Origin of the sequence: Neisseria sp. P0014.S009, assembly GCF_051958155.1 — a bacterium.
GTDB lineage: Bacteria > Pseudomonadota > Gammaproteobacteria > Burkholderiales > Neisseriaceae > Neisseria > Neisseria flavescens_C.
The window spans coordinates 24,082-41,258 of sequence record NZ_JBQCVS010000013.1 but is presented as its reverse complement, the minus strand read 5'-3'; the positions used below and the strand labels follow the sequence as shown (position 1 = coordinate 41,258).

The 17,177-nt window shown below is 49.2% G+C and carries 17 protein-coding genes; 8 read left to right on the top strand and 9 right to left on the bottom strand.

The genetic code is table 11. The features are described 5' to 3' along the window. Positions 1-33 precede the first annotated feature (33 nt). The 7 genes from leuB to leuC all read right to left on the bottom strand — a co-directional run bounded on the left by leuB (position 34) and on the right by leuC (position 5,653). A complete protein-coding gene (leuB, locus tag ACTHS4_RS09365) occupies positions 34-1,104 on the bottom strand; it encodes a 3-isopropylmalate dehydrogenase (RefSeq protein WP_070826044.1) in 1,071 nt (356 codons plus the stop codon). 246 nt (positions 1,105-1,350) lie between these two features. Next, complete coding sequence (locus ACTHS4_RS09360) at positions 1,351-1,812, bottom strand: YhcH/YjgK/YiaL family protein (protein ID WP_070826045.1); 462 nt, start codon at positions 1,810-1,812, stop codon at positions 1,351-1,353. A 35-nt stretch (positions 1,813-1,847) separates the two neighbouring features. After that, positions 1,848-2,573, bottom strand: a complete 726-nt coding sequence (locus tag ACTHS4_RS09355) for an SH3 domain-containing protein (protein WP_070826046.1) — start codon at positions 2,571-2,573, stop codon at positions 1,848-1,850. A gap of 132 nt (positions 2,574-2,705) precedes the next feature. Next, positions 2,706-3,347, bottom strand: coding sequence for a 3-isopropylmalate dehydratase small subunit (gene leuD / locus ACTHS4_RS09350; protein ID WP_070826047.1), 642 nt, complete (start codon positions 3,345-3,347; stop codon positions 2,706-2,708). A 48-nt stretch (positions 3,348-3,395) separates the two neighbouring features. After that, positions 3,396-3,761, bottom strand: a complete 366-nt coding sequence (locus ACTHS4_RS09345) for a VOC family protein (RefSeq protein WP_070824294.1) — start codon at positions 3,759-3,761, stop codon at positions 3,396-3,398. Positions 3,762-3,864: 103 nt separating this feature from the next. After that, complete coding sequence (locus ACTHS4_RS09340) at positions 3,865-4,119, bottom strand: hypothetical protein (RefSeq protein WP_070824293.1); 255 nt, start codon at positions 4,117-4,119, stop codon at positions 3,865-3,867. Between the two features lie 124 nt (positions 4,120-4,243). Continuing rightward, the gene (gene leuC, locus ACTHS4_RS09335) at positions 4,244-5,653 is read right to left on the bottom strand and encodes a 3-isopropylmalate dehydratase large subunit (RefSeq protein ID WP_440365814.1); all 1,410 of its coding nucleotides are present in this window, start codon (positions 5,651-5,653) and stop codon (positions 4,244-4,246) included. Between the two features lie 264 nt (positions 5,654-5,917). Between leuC and gshA the strand changes: the two genes are divergently transcribed. From gshA to ACTHS4_RS09300, 7 genes are all read left to right on the top strand, one after another. Next, entirely contained in the window at positions 5,918-7,276 is a 1,359-nt protein-coding gene (gshA, locus tag ACTHS4_RS09330; protein WP_440365812.1) for a glutamate--cysteine ligase, read from the top strand. Positions 7,277-7,377: 101 nt separating this feature from the next. Further along, positions 7,378-8,448: a magnesium/cobalt transporter CorA gene (gene corA, locus ACTHS4_RS09325; protein WP_440365810.1), complete on the top strand. Its 1,071-nt coding sequence runs from the start codon at positions 7,378-7,380 to the stop codon at positions 8,446-8,448. A gap of 117 nt (positions 8,449-8,565) precedes the next feature. Beyond that, a complete protein-coding gene (locus ACTHS4_RS09320; RefSeq protein WP_070644800.1) occupies positions 8,566-9,048 on the top strand; it encodes an acyl-CoA thioesterase in 483 nt (160 codons plus the stop codon). A 127-nt stretch (positions 9,049-9,175) separates the two neighbouring features. Next, on the top strand, positions 9,176-11,947 hold the full coding sequence (gyrA, locus tag ACTHS4_RS09315) for a DNA gyrase subunit A (RefSeq protein ID WP_440365808.1): 2,772 nt from the start codon (positions 9,176-9,178) through the stop codon (positions 11,945-11,947). Positions 11,948-12,011: 64 nt separating this feature from the next. Further along, positions 12,012-13,853, top strand: coding sequence for an excinuclease ABC subunit UvrC (gene uvrC, locus ACTHS4_RS09310; RefSeq protein ID WP_371460250.1), 1,842 nt, complete (start codon positions 12,012-12,014; stop codon positions 13,851-13,853). A gap of 27 nt (positions 13,854-13,880) precedes the next feature. Next, on the top strand, positions 13,881-14,630 hold the full coding sequence (gene aroD, locus ACTHS4_RS09305; RefSeq protein ID WP_371460251.1) for a type I 3-dehydroquinate dehydratase: 750 nt from the start codon (positions 13,881-13,883) through the stop codon (positions 14,628-14,630). A gap of 134 nt (positions 14,631-14,764) precedes the next feature. Then, a complete protein-coding gene (locus ACTHS4_RS09300) occupies positions 14,765-15,334 on the top strand; it encodes an acetate uptake transporter (RefSeq protein ID WP_003686493.1) in 570 nt (189 codons plus the stop codon). Positions 15,335-15,411: 77 nt separating this feature from the next. On the opposite strand, the gene yfaE is transcribed toward ACTHS4_RS09300, so the two are convergent. After that, complete coding sequence (gene yfaE, locus ACTHS4_RS09295; RefSeq protein ID WP_003686421.1) at positions 15,412-15,711, bottom strand: class I ribonucleotide reductase maintenance protein YfaE; 300 nt, start codon at positions 15,709-15,711, stop codon at positions 15,412-15,414. Between yfaE and ACTHS4_RS09290 the strand changes: the two genes are divergently transcribed. Beyond that, positions 15,712-15,837: a hypothetical protein gene (locus ACTHS4_RS09290; RefSeq protein WP_283120755.1), complete on the top strand. Its 126-nt coding sequence runs from the start codon at positions 15,712-15,714 to the stop codon at positions 15,835-15,837. Here the strand turns inward: ACTHS4_RS09290 and nrdB are convergent. Continuing rightward, positions 15,817-16,950: a class Ia ribonucleoside-diphosphate reductase subunit beta gene (nrdB, locus tag ACTHS4_RS09285; RefSeq protein ID WP_004520359.1), complete on the bottom strand. Its 1,134-nt coding sequence runs from the start codon at positions 16,948-16,950 to the stop codon at positions 15,817-15,819. The genes ACTHS4_RS09290 and nrdB overlap by 21 nt on opposite strands. Positions 16,951-17,177 lie beyond the last annotated feature (227 nt).

Sequence of the window (17,177 nt, the reverse complement as noted above, 5' to 3'; positions counted from 1 at the left end):
AAGTTAAAACTCACGCTTTTTTCAGACGGCCTCTTACAAAGCGGCCAATACGGCATCGCCCATTTCGGAGCAGGAAACCAGTTTGGTACCTTCTTCGTAAATGTCGCCGGTACGCAAGCCTTGTTGCAGTACTTTTTGTACGGCGTTTTCAACTTGTTGTGCGCGTGCTTCGTCGTTCAGGCTGTAACGCAGCAACATGGCAAGAGACAATACGGTTGCCAGCGGGTTGGCTTTGTTTTGACCGGCAATGTCGGGGGCAGAACCGTGAGACGGTTCGTACAGGCCTTTGCCGTTTTCGTCTAAAGAAGCAGAAGGCAGCATACCGATGGAGCCGGTCAGCATGGAGGCCTCGTCGGAGAGGATATCGCCGAAGATATTGCCGGTGGCAATCACGTCAAATTGTTTGGGCGCGCGTACCAACTGCATGGCGGCATTATCAACGTACATATGGGAAAGCTCGACATCAGGGTATTGTTTGCCGACTTCTTCAAAGATTTCGCGCCACAGTTCGGTGGTTTCCAAAACGTTGGCTTTGCCTACGGAGCAGACTTTTTTGCTACGTTTTTGGGCGGATTGGAAGGCAACGTGGGCGATGCGGCGGATTTCGCTTTCGCTGTATTTCATGGTGTTGTAGCCTTCGCGTTCGCCGTTTTCTAGAACACGGATGCCGCGTGGCTCGCCGAAGTAGATGTCGCCGGTGAGTTCGCGCACAATGAGGATGTTGAGGCCTGCGACGATTTCGGGTTTGAGCGTGGAGGCGTTGGCAAGCTCGGGATAGAGGATGGCGGGGCGCAGGTTGGCAAACAGGTTCAGGTCTTTGCGGATTGCCAATAGGCCGCGCTCGGGGCGTAGCGGGCGGTCGAGATTGTCGTATTGCGGGCTGCCGACCGCGCCGAGCAGGACGGCATCGGCTTTGCGGCAGAGGTTTTGTGTAAATTCGGGATAGGGATGGCCGTATTCGTCGTAGGCTTCGCCGCCTAGTGGGGCGTATTCGTAGCTGGCGTCCAGACCTTGGGCGATGAGTTTGTCGAGTACGCGGACGGTTTCGGCGACGATTTCGGGGCCGATGCCGTCGCCTCGGAGGATGGCGATATGTTTGGTCATGGTAAAATCCTTATGAGGGTTTGGAAAAGGGAAGGTCGTCTGAAAACGGCGATGCGTTTTCCATTTTTTAGGATGGTGTTTTCAGACGACCTTTTGTGTCTGTTTGCAGGTCGGTTTGCTTGAACGAGGCTGATTGTACCATTGCGGCATCGAGAAAGCTGCGTGGAAATCATGCTGGCGGATTTGTCGGGAACGCGATGGGCGATGTAGCCGAGTTTTACAGTATTTGCGAAGGTTTGGAGGGAATCAGTAACGTTCTGCTTCGATACGGATTTTAAAGACGGCTTTGCGTATGGACTTTTCTTCGCTCACCAATGGGGCGTGCGCGTCGTTGGGAAAGAAGAGGGCAAACTTGCCCGGTTGGAGCGTGAGCCAGGTTTCCGGTTCGCAGTCGAAAAATTCGATGTCGCGCTTTTCGTCGTAGCCCAAACCGTTTTTCAGACGACCTCTGTCTATCCAGCCGTAGGTTTCTTCCCCGCTGATGGGGACTTGGATGTCGATATGTTTCAAATGCGCTTCCGGCTTGGCATCGGCTTTGCTCCTCATTGGTTCGCTGCCGATAAAGAGGCGGATGTTTGGGTTTTCACACGGCACTTGTCCGTCGGGCAGGGCGGCGAAATCCAGTGTTTGCAACAGCCGGACGGCGTCGGCGAAGTCCGGGTGCAGTGCGGCGTAGCGGGTGGCGTTGCTGATGATGTCGGTAATCATGTTTTGCAGAAAGAGATAAAAAGGCCGTCTGAAAATTAAACCTCAGGGTGTAGCGAAGCCAATACGTTCTTCAAGATGCCTTGCCGGAAGACAAATAAAACTTCAGTATAGGCGGCACCATCTCCGATGATGGTCGTTAAGAAAAGGGTATCGTCTTTAGCGCGGTAGTAACAGTGGCTCAGTTGCGTATTATCGCCTGCCTTTTCAAAATATGGGTCGAACAGGTGGTCATATTGGGCTCGGGGAGCGATTTGTGTTTTACCGTTGCGGAAAAAGGCAATTTCACGATAGTGGCTGAATGGAATTGTACCGTCAGTGCCGAACATTTCTTTTCCGCGATAATGGGAAAGTCCGTATTGATCGTGTGCAAACAGATGTTTTTCTTTCTTATAGTTGAAACGTTCCGATTTAATGCGCACGCCCATACCGTTTTTTTGGCAGGTAAAGCCGTCGGCAGTGGCCGTAACGGGGATGCTTTCATAACGCGACAACGGAATCAGTCGCGAAGTATGCACCCAGCCATCTAGCTTTTTTTTGCCGCGCAAATCGTAGGTCATCTGCCAACCGTGTTCTAAATGAAGCTTTCCGTCCATCTCGGGGGTATAAACATGGGTACCGTTTGGAATTTTGGTCAGGATTCGGCTTTGGGCGTTCGGTTTTTCGCGTAAGTTGCTGTATCCGTCAGGATCTTGAATTTCTGAGAATTCCGCATGTGCGGCGAGGCTGATAAAAAGTATAGGGAGCAGGATAATTTTTTTCATGGTGTTGTGTGTGTGAAATTGTTGGGTATGTTTTTCAAATATGATGGTAAAGAGTAACGACCTGATTGTGTGTTAATAAAAGAGGTCGTCTGAAAATTCGTTACGCTCGTTTTCAGACGACCTCATCGTTTATCAACCGTTAAACAGCCAAGGCTGGCTTTGGCGGCGTTTTTCTTCGAAATCGCGGATTTCGTCGGCGTGTTGCAGGGTTAAGCCGATTTCGTCCAAACCGTTTAAGAGGCAGTGTTTGCGGTGTTCGGTAATGTCGAATTTGAACGTTTCGCTGCTTGGTGTGGTCAGGGTTTGCTCGGCAAGGTCGATGGAGAGCTGATAGCCTTCGTTGGCTTCGACTTCTCTGAAAAGCTGATCAACTTGTTCTTCAGTCAACACGATGGGCAGGAGGCCGTTTTTGTAGCAGTTGTTGAAGAAGATGTCGGCGAAGCTGGGGGCGATGACGGCGCGGAAACCGTAGTCGTCCAATGCCCAAGGGGCGTGTTCGCGTGAAGAGCCGCAACCGAAGTTTTTACGCGTCAACAGGATTTGTGCGCCTTGATAGCGTGGCTGGTTCAGGGAGAAATCCGGGTTTAACGGACGTTTGCTGTTGTCCATGCCAGGTTCGCCGTGGTCGAGGTAACGCCATTCATCAAAGGCATTGGGGCCGAAGCCGCTGCGTTTGATGGATTTCAGAAATTGTTTGGGGATGATGGCATCGGTGTCGACGTTGCTGCGGTCGAGCGGGGCAACGATGGCGGTAATTTTGGTAAAGGCTTTCATGTCAGATTCTTATAGTAATAATGGGAAATTATTTTATGGCTATTCGGGTTAGCATGTGCTGTGCAAACCGATTCGGTTGCCTTCAGTGTCTTCGATAAATGCTGCAAAGCCGTTGGCAATGCGGAATTTCTCTTGTAACAGTTTGCCGCCTGCTGCAACGGCTTTTTCTGCTGTTTCGGCACAATCCGGGCAATTGAAGAAAATGGTTGTACCGCCATGGCCGGGTTGGGCGTTGCTGTCGTGCCAAATCATGCCGGCCGTACCGTGTTGGGTGTAATCGGCTGGAAAAATGATGAAACGGAATCCGTTGCCGCCAACATCTTGCAGGGGCTTGCCGAATACGGATTCGTAAAAGGTTTTGGCGCGATCCAAATCATGAGCGTGAATACCAAACCAGCTTGACGGATTACTCATTGTTTCTTCCTTTGCTTGGAATCGTGAAAATGTCTGAAAAATTAATAATGTATCAGGCCGTCTGAAACGAAGTTAGGAGCTTCAGACGGCCTGATTTACCGAATTATTCGGTAGCGGCTTCGATTTTTTCTCCAACATGGCTCATGCCGCGGCCTACTGCATTGCCGCCTTTTTTAACGGCTTCACCGGTTTTTTCGGCAACGTGTTCTGCGGTTTCTTTGGTTTTATCGGCTACGCGCTCGGCAGTCTCTTTGGTTTTGTCCCAATTGCGATTGGTATCGTCTTTTGCGCCGGACCAAGTGCTGGAACAAGCTGACAGGATGAGGGCTGCGGCAGCTAATGCAAACAGTTTTTTCATACTAGATTCCTTTCAAGTTATCAATGATTAAGAAGGTTTTCGGACGTTTTGCGCAATAGGAAAATTTACTTGGGCAAGGTATTGTTTCAGACGGCCTGATCAATAAAGGCCGTCTGAAAATACTTTAAGCCATAGTGCGGATATCGGTAAAGTGGCCGGTCACTGCGGCTGCGGCTGCCATGGCAGGGCTGACGAGGTGGGTGCGTCCGCCGTTGCCTTGACGGCCTTCAAAGTTACGGTTGGAAGTAGAGGCACAACGTTGTCCCGGGGTCAGGCGGTCGGCATTCATGGCAAGGCACATAGAGCAGCCCGGCTCGCGCCATTCAAAACCGGCTTCTATAAATACTTCGTGCAAGCCTTCTTTTTCTGCCTGCTCTTTAATCAAACCGGAGCCTGGAACAATCAATACGCGTTGTACATTGTCCGCTTTTTTGCGGCCTTTGGCGATAGCGGCGGCTTCGCGCAAGTCTTCGATACGGCTGTTGGTGCAAGAACCGATAAAGACGATATCGACAGGGATTTCGTTTAATGGCGTACCGGCTTCCAAACCCATGTATTCGAGCGCGCGTTCCATGCCGCTGCGTTTGACCGGATCGGTTTCTTCGGCGGGATTAGGCACTTTACTGCTGATGTCCAAAACCATTTCAGGCGATGTGCCCCAAGTTACTTGAGGCTCGATGTCTTCGGCTTTGAAGTGGTATTCTTTATCGAATACGGCGCCTTCGTCAGACACCAGCGTGCGCCAGTATTCGACGGCTTTGTCCCACGCTTCACCTTTAGGTGCGAAAGGTTTGCCTTTTACATAGTCGATGGTGGTTTGGTCAACGGCAACCATGCCTGAGCGCGCACCGGCTTCGATTGCCATATTGCACAAGGTCATGCGGCCTTCCATAGAAAGGCTGCGGATGGCTTCGCCGCCAAACTCGATGGCGTAGCCTGTACCGCCGGCCGTACCGATTTGACCGATGATGTAAAGTGCTACGTCTTTTGCGGTAACACCGGGTTTCAGATGGCCTTCAACGGAAATTAGCATGGATTTGGACTTTTTTGCGGTAATGCATTGGGTCGCCATGGTGTGCTCGACTTCGGAAGTGCCAATACCGTGCGCCAATGCGCCGAATGCGCCGTGGGTAGAAGTGTGCGAGTCGCCGCAGACAACGGTCATGCCGGGCAGGGTAGCGCCTTGTTCCGGGCCCATAACGTGCACGATGCCTTGGCCTTTATCCATAAACGGGAAGTAGGCGAGTGCGCCAAACTCTTTAATGTTTTTGTCCAAAGTATCGACTTGCAGTTTGGAAATTGGATCTTGAATACCTTTGTCCCAGTCGCCGGTCGGGGTGTTGTGGTCGGCTGTGGAGACTACGCTGTCGATACGCCAGAGTTTGCGGCCAGCCATTTTCAAGCCTTCAAATGCTTGCGGGCTGGTTACTTCGTGAACCAGGTGGCGGTCGATGTAAAGCAGGACAGTGCCGTCTTCTTCTTCGCGGACGACGTGGCTGTTCCAAAGTTTATCGTAAAGGGTTTGTGCGCTCATGATGAGTATTCTTTGCTATTGGTAGGTATGAATGATGGTTTGCGTTTATGGGCGGATTTTAGGCTTTTTATAGGGGCTGCGCAATAGGAACTTGTCCAATTTTTAAAATTTGTTGCAAAGTTTCAAAAATCTTAGTTGAAAATTAGACAAATTGTAGAATTGTTGACAAAAAGATGCATCTTATCTGAAAGAATGCTTGTCGAAATGCACTAAAAAGTTCTATCATTCTCACTCAACATCCACACTTACCAAGAGGTATAGAGAATGAAATTACCGGTAATGGCTCCTGAGCATCTGACTCAATTACGGGAATTTGAGAAAAAAGTCCTTGCCAATCATGCCAAAATCGAAGCATGGTTCCGTTCGCATTGGAACGAACACCGTCCGCCATTTTATGGTTCGGTTGACATCCGTAATGCCGGTTACAAAATTTCATCTATCGATATGAACCTGTTTCCGGGCGGCTTCAATAATTTGAATCCCAACTTTATCCCGCTGGCGGCGGTCGCCGCGCAAGATGCGGTGCAGCGTGCATGTGAAACGGCAAAATCCGTATTGATTATTCCTGAAAACCACACGCGCAACACATTCTATCTGCAAAACGTTTACGCCCTCAGCGAGATTTTGCGTTCGGCAGGGTATGAAGTGCGCTTGGGCAGCCTGAATCCGGAAGTGACTGAGCCAACCGAGTTTGAAACCGCATTAGGCGATAAAATTTTGCTTGAGCCTTTATTGCGTACCCGTGAGCGTGTACATCTCGCAGATGGCTTCTCGCCTTGCGTTGTTTTGTTGAATAACGACTTGTCTGCGGGTATCCCTGAAATCCTTAAAGACATCAGTCAAACCGTATTGCCTCCATTGCACGGCGGCTGGACGACTCGCCGTAAAACCGAACACTTCGGTGCGTACAACCAAGTTGCTGCCGACTTTGCCAAGTTGATTGATATCAACGAATGGCAAATTAATCCTTATTTTGAAAAAATCAGCGGTTTGGATTTCCAAGAGCGTGAAGGCGAGGATGCGTTGGCAGGCGCGGTAGAGCGCGTATTGGCGAAAATTCAAGCCAAATACGATGAATTGGGCATTACCGACCAGCCTTTCGTTATTGTGAAAGCTGACGCAGGTACTTACGGCATGGGCGTGATGAGCGTTAAATCTGCAGATGAAGTGCGCGGCTTGAACCGTAAAAACCGCAATAAAATGGCGAAAGTCAAAGAGGGTTTAGAAGTTAGCGAAGTCATTGTCCAAGAAGGTATTTATACCTACGAAACCATGAACGGCGCTGTGTGTGAACCTGTCGTTTATATGATGGACCGTTTCGTAATCGGAGGTTTCTTCCGTGTACACGAAGGCCGTGGTGCAGACGAAAACCTCAACGCCGGCGGTATGGTATTTGTGCCACTGTCCAACAGCATTCCCACCGGCAGTGGCGACAATTCCCAAGAAGCGCCCGAAGCCTGCAAGCGCGTATTTGAACAATGGGACTCGCTCGGCATGCCGCGCTCTGAAAAAGACTGCGACGTCGACAATGAACACAACCGCCTCTACGTTTATGGCGTAATGGCGCGCCTGTCCTTGCTTGCTGCCGCATTGGAGCTGGAGAAAACCGCGCCCCAAGCCTAATAAAACGTTGATCGATATTGTCAGGCCGTCTGAAAATTAGTTTTCAGACGGCCTTTTCTGTCTGTACAATTCATTCTAACTAAAAAACATGATTTATTTTTATGAGCAAACCAGCCAATCCAGTTGAGACAACCGACAATCTGCAAGACCAAACCATGCAGCGCAGCAATACCGACAATGCGCCGCGTTCTGCTATCCATCAAACCTTGTATTCCGCCGATACCTTTGCTCAGCATGATTATCTTGCCGGAAAAAACTTGCCCGATATTGCCCGCCCGCAAGAAGGTCAAATCAACTGGCTGCATTTTGTCGGCATCAATGATGTTGCCTTGCTCAAACACGCGCTTGAACCTTATGGTATCCATGAGCTAGTTATTGAAGATATTCTCAGTCGTAAGCAGCGTCCGAAAATTGAAGATTACGGCAACTATGTTTTTACTGCCGCACAGGTTTACCACTATACCTCTACGGGCAAACTCCATTCTGACCAAGTGTATGTGATTATCGGCAAAGATTTTGTGTTGTCTTTCCAACAAAAACCGCTGGGCTTATTCAGCCATCTTCGCCGGCAGATGCACGAGAATCCGCACAATATTTTGAACAAAAATACGGCGTTTCTTGCTTATTGCCTGCTCGACCGTATTGTGGACGACTATTTCATTGTTTTGGAGTCGTACAACAACCGTGTCGAAGTAATAGACAAGTCGCTGTTTAAAAATGAAAACAGCGATATTCTCAGTAAGATTCACCGACTCAAACGCGATGCCGTCCGTCTGCGGCGCACACTTTTGCCATTGCGCGATGTGTTCTACCAACTGGCCGTACGCGGCGATTTTGCCATTTTCAAAGGCGAATCGACCGTCTATCTGCGCGATGTGTACGACCACAATATGCAGCTTATCGAATCGCTTGATGCCTCGCGTGATATGGTGTTGAGCATGATGGACATCTACCTTTCCTTCCAATCCAACCGCATGAACCAGCAAATGCGCGTGTTGACGGTTATCACCATCATCTTTATGCCACTGACCGTCATCACCGGCATCTACGGCATGAACTTCGACAATATGCCCGAGCTGCATTGGCATTACGGCTATTTCATGGTTTTGGGTGTGATGCTGTGCATCATCATCGGACTGCTGATTTTCTTTTCGCGTAGAAAATGGTTATGATCAGGTGTGGTAGATTGAATTTTTCCACTCAAAAACGGTAGAATCAAAATTCCTACAAAACATGCCGTCTGAAATACTAGGCGGCCTTAAAAACAAACCACTTCAAGAGGCCAAACTATGGAACAAGCACGCCAACTTCCTTCTCACGAACTCATTATGTCCGAGCTGATGATGCCGGATACGGCAAATTTCAGCGGCAACGTCCACGGTGGCGAATTATTGCGCTTGCTCGACCAAGTCGCTTATTCCTGTGCCAGCCGATACAGCGGCAACTACTGCGTTACCTTGTCTGTCGATAAAGTTTTGTTTAAAGAGCCTATCCATGTCGGCGAACTGGTAACCTTTTACGCCAGCATTAACTACACCGGCCGCACTTCTATGGAAGTCGGCATCCGTGTAGAAGCGCAAAACATCCGCACCGGTGAAGTGCGCCATACCAACAGCTGCTACTTCACCATGGTTGCCGTAGAAGACGGCAAGCCGGTTGCCGTGCCACCTTTGGAAATCAATACATCGCGCCAACGTTGCCGTTATGAAAAGGCTAAAAAGCGCAAAGCATTGAGCTTGCAGGCTTCCGATGAAGATTCTGGCTGCAACTAAATTAAATTTATTAAATAATGAAGGCCGTCTGAAATCCTGTTTCAGACGGCCTTCACGCAAAAGCCATAAACCGCTTGTTTTGTGGTAGAATCAACAAGATTTTTGCCATACGAAATTACAGATAATCATGACCGACGCAACCATCCGCAACGACCATAAATTTGCACTTGAAACCCTGCCTGTCAGCCTTGAAGACGAAATGCGCAAGAGCTACCTCGATTACGCCATGAGCGTGATTGTGGGCCGAGCCCTGCCGGATGTCCGCGACGGTCTCAAGCCGGTACACCGCCGCGTGTTGTACGCGATGCACGAGTTGAAAAACAACTGGAATTCCGCCTATAAAAAATCGGCGCGTATCGTCGGCGACGTTATCGGTAAATACCACCCCCACGGCGATACAGCCGTTTACGACACCATCGTCCGTATGGCGCAAGACTTCTCCATGCGTTATGTACTGATCGACGGTCAGGGCAACTTCGGTTCTGTCGACGGCTTGGCCGCAGCAGCCATGCGTTATACCGAAATCCGCATGGAAAAAATTTCCCATGAAATGCTGGCGGATATCGAAGAAGAAACCGTCAATTTCGGTCCCAACTATGACGGCAGCGAACATGAGCCACTGGTATTGCCGACCCGTTTCCCTGCGCTGTTGGTAAACGGTTCGTCCGGTATTGCCGTCGGTATGGCAACCAATATCCCGCCGCACAATTTGGGTGATACCATCAATGCCTGCCTGCGCTTGTTGGATGAGCCTGAAACTGAAATCGATGAGCTGATCAACATTATCCAAGCGCCTGATTTCCCAACCGGCGCAACTATTTACGGCTTAAGCGGCGTTCGCGAAGGCTATAAAACCGGCCGCGGCCGTGTAGTGATGCGCGGTAAAACCCATATCGAGCCTATCGGTAAAAACGGTGAACGCGAAGCCATCGTTATCGATGAAATCCCATATCAAGTAAACAAAGCCAAGCTGGTTGAGAAAATCGGCGAGTTGGTACGCGAAAAAACGCTGGAAGGCGTATCCGACCTGCGCGACGAGTCCGACAAATCCGGTATGCGTGTCGTGATCGAATTGAAACGCAATGAAAATGCCGAAGTCGTTTTGAACCAACTCTACAAACTGACCCAGCTGCAAGACAGCTTCGGTATCAACATGGTAGCCTTGGTTGACGGCCAGCCGCGTTTGCTGAACCTGAAACAAATCCTGTCCGAGTTCCTGCGCCACCGTCGCGAAGTCGTTACCCGTCGTACCTTATTCCGCCTGAAAAAAGCGCGTCATGAAGGCCATATTGCCGAAGGTAAAGCAGTTGCCTTGTCCAATATCGACGAAATCATCCGTCTGATTAAAGAATCTGCCAATGCGCCGGAAGCCAAAGAAAAATTGCTGTCCCGCCCATGGCGCAGCAGCTTGGTTGAAGACATGCTCAGCCGTACGGATTTGGACCTGCACATGATGCGCCCTGAAGGCTTGCCAGAGAATTTGGGGTTGCACAGCCAAGGCTATTATCTGAGCGAATTGCAAGCTGATGCCATTTTGCGCATGAGCCTGCGTAACCTGACCGGCCTCGATCAGGAAGAAATTGTCGGCGAATATAAAAACCTGATGAGTAAAATCATTGATTTCGTGGATATTCTTTCCAAACCAGAGCGCGTTACCCAAATCATCCGCGAAGAATTGGCAGACATCAAAGCCAACTTCGGCGATGAGCGTCGCAGCGAAATCAATCCGTTTGGCGGCGATATCGCCGATGAAGACCTGATTCCGCAACGTGAAATGGTTGTTACCCTAACTCATGGCGGCTACATCAAAACCCAGCCGACCACCGATTATCAGGCGCAGCGTCGCGGCGGCCGCGGCAAACAGGCAGCGGCAACCAAAGACGAAGACTTTATCGAAACCCTGTTTGTTGCCAACACGCATGATTATTTGATGTGCTTTACCAATTTGGGCAAGTGCCATTGGATTAAAGTGTACAAACTGCCGGAAGGTGGCCGAAACAGCCGTGGTCGTCCGATTAACAATGTTATTCAATTGGAAGAGGGCGAAAAAGTCAGCGCCATCTTGGCCGTCCGCGAATTCCCCGAAGACCAATACGTCTTCTTCGCCACTGCACAAGGCATGGTGAAAAAAGTCCAGCTGTCTGCGTTTAAAAACGTCCGCAGCCAAGGCATCAAAGCCATCGCGCTTAAAGAAGGCGATTACTTGGTCGGCGCAGCGCAAACCGGCGGTGCGGACGACATTATGTTGTTCTCCAACTTGGGCAAAGCCATCCGCTTTAACGAATATTGGGAAAAATCCGGTAACGATGAAGCAGAAGATGCCGATATCGAAACCGAAAATGAAGATTCAGACGGCCTGGATGATGAAAATGCCGAAAATGCATTGCCAAGCGGCAAACACGGTGTCCGTCCGTCCGGTCGCGGCAGCGGCGGTTTGCGCGGTATGCGCCTGCCGGCCGATGGCAAGATTGTCAGCCTGATTACCTTCGTCCATGAAGCCGAGCAAAGCGACTTGCAAGTATTGACTGCTACCGCCAACGGCTATGGCAAACGTACCCCGATTGCCGATTACAGCCGTAAAAACAAAGGCGGCCAAGGTAATATCGCCATCAATACCGGCGAGCGCAACGGCGATTTGGTTGCCGCGACTTTGGTTAGCGAAACCGACGACCTGATGCTGATTACCAGCGGTGGCGTCCTGATTCGTACCAAAGTTGAGCAAATCCGTGAGACCGGCCGTGCTGCCGCAGGTGTCCGCCTGATTAATCTGGATGAAGGCGAAACCCTGGTCAGCTTGGAACGCGTGGCCGAAGAGGCTGAAGATGAAGCCTCTTTGGAAAGCGATGTAGCTGAAAACCAAGTGGTAGAAGCTGAAAATACTCCGTCTCAAGAATCTTAAACGTCAATGAAAAAGGCCGTCTGAAAAGTTTTCAGACGGCCTGCTTATTCCAAAAGAAAATCCCGTGAGCGCAACCGAACCGTTCGATTTACCTCTTTTTCTGAAAAATCTGCCTAACCTGCCGGGCGTGTACCGTTTTTTTGACGAAGACAATAATGTTTTGTATGTCGGCAAAGCGGTCAATCTCAAGCGGCGCGTTTCCAGCTATTTCCAAAAAAACGACCATTCGCCGCGCATCGCATTGATGGTAAAACAGGTTCACCATATCGAAACCACCATCACGCGTTCCGAAGCCGAAGCGCTGATCCTCGAAAACAACTTCATCAAAGCCTTGTCGCCGAAATACAATATTCTTTTCCGCGATGACAAAAGCTATCCTTATCTGATGCTCAGCGGCCATCAATATCCGCAGATGGCGTATTACCGCGGCACACTGAAAAAGCCCAATCAATATTTCGGTCCGTATCCCAACAGCAACGCCGTGCGCGACAGCATTCAAGTGTTGCAAAAAGTCTTTATGCTGCGTACCTGCGAAGACAGCGTATTCGAGCATCGCGACCGTCCTTGTCTGCTTTACCAAATCAAACGCTGCACCGCGCCTTGTGTCGGCCACATCAGCGAAGAAGATTATCGCGACAGCGTGCGTGAAGCCGCGACTTTCCTTAATGGCAAAACCGACGAACTGACGCGTACCTTGCAACACAAAATGCAAACCGCCGCAGCGAATCTGCAATTTGAAGAAGCTGCCCGTTACCGTGATCAAATTCAAGCGCTCGGTATCATGCAGAGTAATCAGTTTATCGACAGCAAAAATCCGAACAATCCAAACGATATCGATTTGCTCGCGCTGGCGGTTTCAGACGGCCTGGTCTGCGTACACTGGGTCAGCATACGCGGCGGGCGGCACGTCGGCGATAAAAGCTTTTTCCCCGACACCAAAAACGATCCCGAACCAAACGGACAAGACTACGCCGAGGCCTTCGTCGCCCAACACTATCTGGGCAAAAGCAAACCCGACATCATCATCAGCAACTTTCCCATTCCCGATGCACTAAAAGAGGCTTTGGAAGGCGAACACGACAAACAGATGCAATTTGTCACCAAAACCATAGGCGAACGCAAAGTCTGGTTGAAAATGGCGGAGCAAAACGCACAAATGGCGATTGCCCAACGCCGCCTGCAACAAAGCAGCCAGCAACACCGCATCGACGAACTGGCCAAAATCCTCGGCATGGATTCAGACGGCCTCAATCGCCTTGAATGCTTCGACATCAGCCACACGCAAGGCGAAGCCACGATTGCGTCTTGTGTTGTGTACGATGAACAAAACATCCAGCCTTCGCAATACCGCCGCTACAACATCACCACCGCCAAACCCGGCGACGACTACGCCGCCATGCGCGAAGTGTTGATGCGCCGTTACGGCAAAATGCAGGAAGCCGAAGCCAATGGCGAGGCCGTCAAATGGCCCGATGTCGTGTTGATTGACGGCGGCAAAGGGCAAATCGGCGTCGCCGTATCGGTATGGGAAGAACTCGGGCTGCACATTCCTTTGGTCGGTATCGCCAAAGGCCCAGAACGCAAAGCCGGTATGGAAGAACTCATACTGCCTTTTACCGGCGAAGTCTTCCGCCTGCCGCCCAACAGCCCGGCTTTACATTTATTGCAAACCGTACGCGATGAATCGCACCGCTTTGCGATTACAGGCCACCGCAAAAAACGCGACAAAGCACGCGTTACTTCCTCACTCAGCGAAATCCCCGGTATCGGCAGCAAACGCCGTCAAGCATTGCTTACTCGATTCGGCGGTTTACGCGGCGTGATTGCCGCCAGCCGCGAGGATTTGGAAAAAGTTGAAGGCATCAGCAAAGCCTTGGCGGAAACCATTTATGAGCATCTGCACTGATTGGCTTGAACAGCAAAAAGGAACAATATGAAACCTGTCATCATCAAAAATATCGAGATCGGCAAAGGCCTGCCTAAAATTGCCGTACCGCTGGTGGCCGCCAATACGCAGGAATTGGAGCAGGCTTTGCGTATTTTGAAAGATACGGCTTTTGACATTATTGAATTTCGTGCGGATTTTTTTCAAGCTGCGCTTGATGCCGATTTTATTGCCGAACAATTAGGCATCACTCGACAGGCTTTTCCTGACAAGCCTTTACTGTTTACGTTTAGAAGGGCGCAAGAGGGTGGCAACACGCCTTGTGCTGACGACTATTATTTTGAATTATTGGAAAAAATTATCTGTTCCAAACAAGCCGATATTATCGACATCGAGCTTTTTGCCGAGGGAAATGGCGTAAAACAAACCATTGCTTTGGCGCATGAGTATCAAACTGCCGCCTTACTTTGCAATCACGATTTCCAAGCCACGCCGTCTTTGGCAGACATTACAGGCCGTCTGAAAACAATGGCAGAATGGGGCGCGGATATCTGCAAAATTGCCGTGATGCCGCAATCGCCGCAAGATGTATTGACTTTGTTGCAGGCAACATATGATGTTTCACAAATTATCGACCGCCCGATTATTACTATGTCTATGGGTAAAACCGGGGCCGTCAGTCGCTTAGCCGGTTCGACTTTCGGCTCGGCCGTTACCTTTGGTGCGGCACAAAAAACGTCGGCCCCCGGCCAAATTGATGCCAATGAATTAAGGAAAATCTTGGCAATTTTGGGATAGTTTAATTATTAATATTCAAGGCCGTCTGAAAAATATTTTTCAGATGGCCTGATTTTTTTAAATTTATTTCTTTTAATTTTAAATAAAATAGGTAACAATGGGTTTCCTATTTTAATAACCAGAGGAGAAATAAAATGACTACTACTAAAGAAAACCTGGCAAACCCAGGTCCAGTAGGCCTGTGTGGCTTTGCATTGACAACTTGGTTGCTCAGTCTGATTAACGGCGGCTTTTTTACTGCTCAAGAGGGTGTCGGCTTAGTTTTGGGCATGGCTCTCGCCTTTGGTGGTATCGCCCAAGTTATTGCCGGTATGTTTGAGTTCAAGAAAGGCAATACGTTCGGCTTTACCGCTTTTATCAGCTATGGCGCCTTCTGGTGGACATGGGCTTTGTTTACCATCTTTTTTAAAGGTGAAACAGCACCGGCATTTATCGGCTGGTATCTTTGCGCATGGGGTATGTTTTCGCTGATGATGTTTGTGGCCACCTTGACCAAGCCTAAAGTATTGAGCGGTATTTTCTTTTTCTTGACACTGACTTTCTTTGCCCTGGGTATTGGCGATGGCATGGAAAATCATAGCATCGTCCATATCGGCGGTTGCTTAGGCTTGGTAACTGCACTTGGTGCGTTCTACTTGGCCGCTGCGGAAGTCATTAACGAATCTTTCGGCAAGACGGTTTTGCCGGTTGGCGAACGTAAATAAGGTTGCTTAAACAAAATGCCGTCTGAACGGTGGAAATGAAATCAAAGATTTCGGCCACAATGTTCAGACGGCATTTTTTATTTGTCTTCAAATAAATCGACATCAAATAAATCCGGCTCTTTGATGCGCTCCCGACAATCAAGCTTGATGTCTTCAGTAACCCGGCAGCAGCACGGCAAAATTTCTCCGGGAGCGACAAAAGCGAGCGGAAAATTATCATAAGAGACTTTTCCATCCAAGATTTTAACCCGGCATGAACCGCAATAACCGCTGCGACATTGGTATTCAACTTCGTGTCCAGTGCGCTCCAAGCCCTCCAATAAGGTTTCGCCTTGTTGGAGTTGGAAGGTTTTGTCGTGTGTGCTAATGAGTGCCATATGATTTATTTGGATTGGAAAGGCCGTCTGAAACGGTGTAAAGACGAAATCAAAGATTTCTGCCACACCGTTCAGACGGCCTTGATCATAAAACCGAATGTTCGATTACAGCTCGAAATCGCCTAAATCGTCGGCATTGACTTCCGAATCAATCTGACCAATCAGGTAAGAGGAAATTTCCACTTCCTGCGGCGCAACCTGTACATTGTCAGAAGACAGCCATGCGTTAATCCAAGGGATCGGATTTTGGGTTGCACCTTCAAATCCGGCAGGAAGGCCAACCGCCTGCATACGCAGATTGGTAATGTATTCAACGTATTGAGCCAAAATTTCTTTGTTCAGGCCAATCATTGAGCCGTCTTTAAACAGATAGGCCGCCCATTCTTTTTCCTGCTCAGCTGCTTTTTTGAAGAGGTTGAAACACTCGTCCTGCAATTCATTCGCAATTTCAGCCATTTCAGGATCATCGGCACCGGCACGCATCAGGTTGAGCATATGCTGGGTGCTGGTTAAATGCAGGGCTTCGTCACGGGCAATCAGCTTGATGATTTTGGCGTTGCCTTCCATCAATTCGCGCTCGGCAAAGGCGAACGAACAGGCGAATGAAACGTAAAAGCGGATGGCTTCCAATACATTGACGCACATCAGGCAGAGATAGAGCTTTTTCTTCAACTCGCGCAAAGACACGGTAACAAGCTTGCCACCAACATTGTGCGAACCTTCACCCAACAGATTGTAATACTGAGTGTATTCAATCAAATCATCGTAATAGCAGGCAATGTCTTCAGCACGGGCGATGATGTATTTGTTTTGCACAATATCATCGAACACGACTGACGGATCATTCACGATATTACGGATGATATGAGTGTAGCTGCGTGAGTGGATGGTTTCGCTGAAGCTCCACGTTTCAATCCACGTTTCCAGCTCGGGAATAGACACCAAAGGCAAGAACGCAACATTCGGGCTGCGGCCTTGGATCGAATCGAGCAGGGTTTGGTATTTCAGATTGCTGATGAAAATATGTTTTTCGTGTTCGGGCAGATTGGCGTAGTCGATACGGTCGCGCGATACGTCGATTTCTTCCGGACGCCAGAAGAAAGATAATTGTTTTTCGATCAGTTTTTCAAATACTTCGTATTTCTGCTGGTCATAACGGGCGACATTTACCGGCTGACCAAAAAACATCGGCTCTTTCAGCGCGTCGTTTTTGGTTTTGGAAAAGGTGCTGTATGACATAGTTAAATGTTCACAAGACATTTATTCTGAATCCTTGTCTTTAAAGGTTTTGACAGTTTGTAGGAAATTTTTATTACACAAAATATTTTTGACCTGTTTAACCGAATAAATTAATACAGTCGCAATTAAAAATGTTACGTCTTTATTACGCCCTAGACTATCAATAATCGAAGGAATATCCATAAAACTCATATGCTTATAATGAAGAATATCCTCCCCAAGAAGCC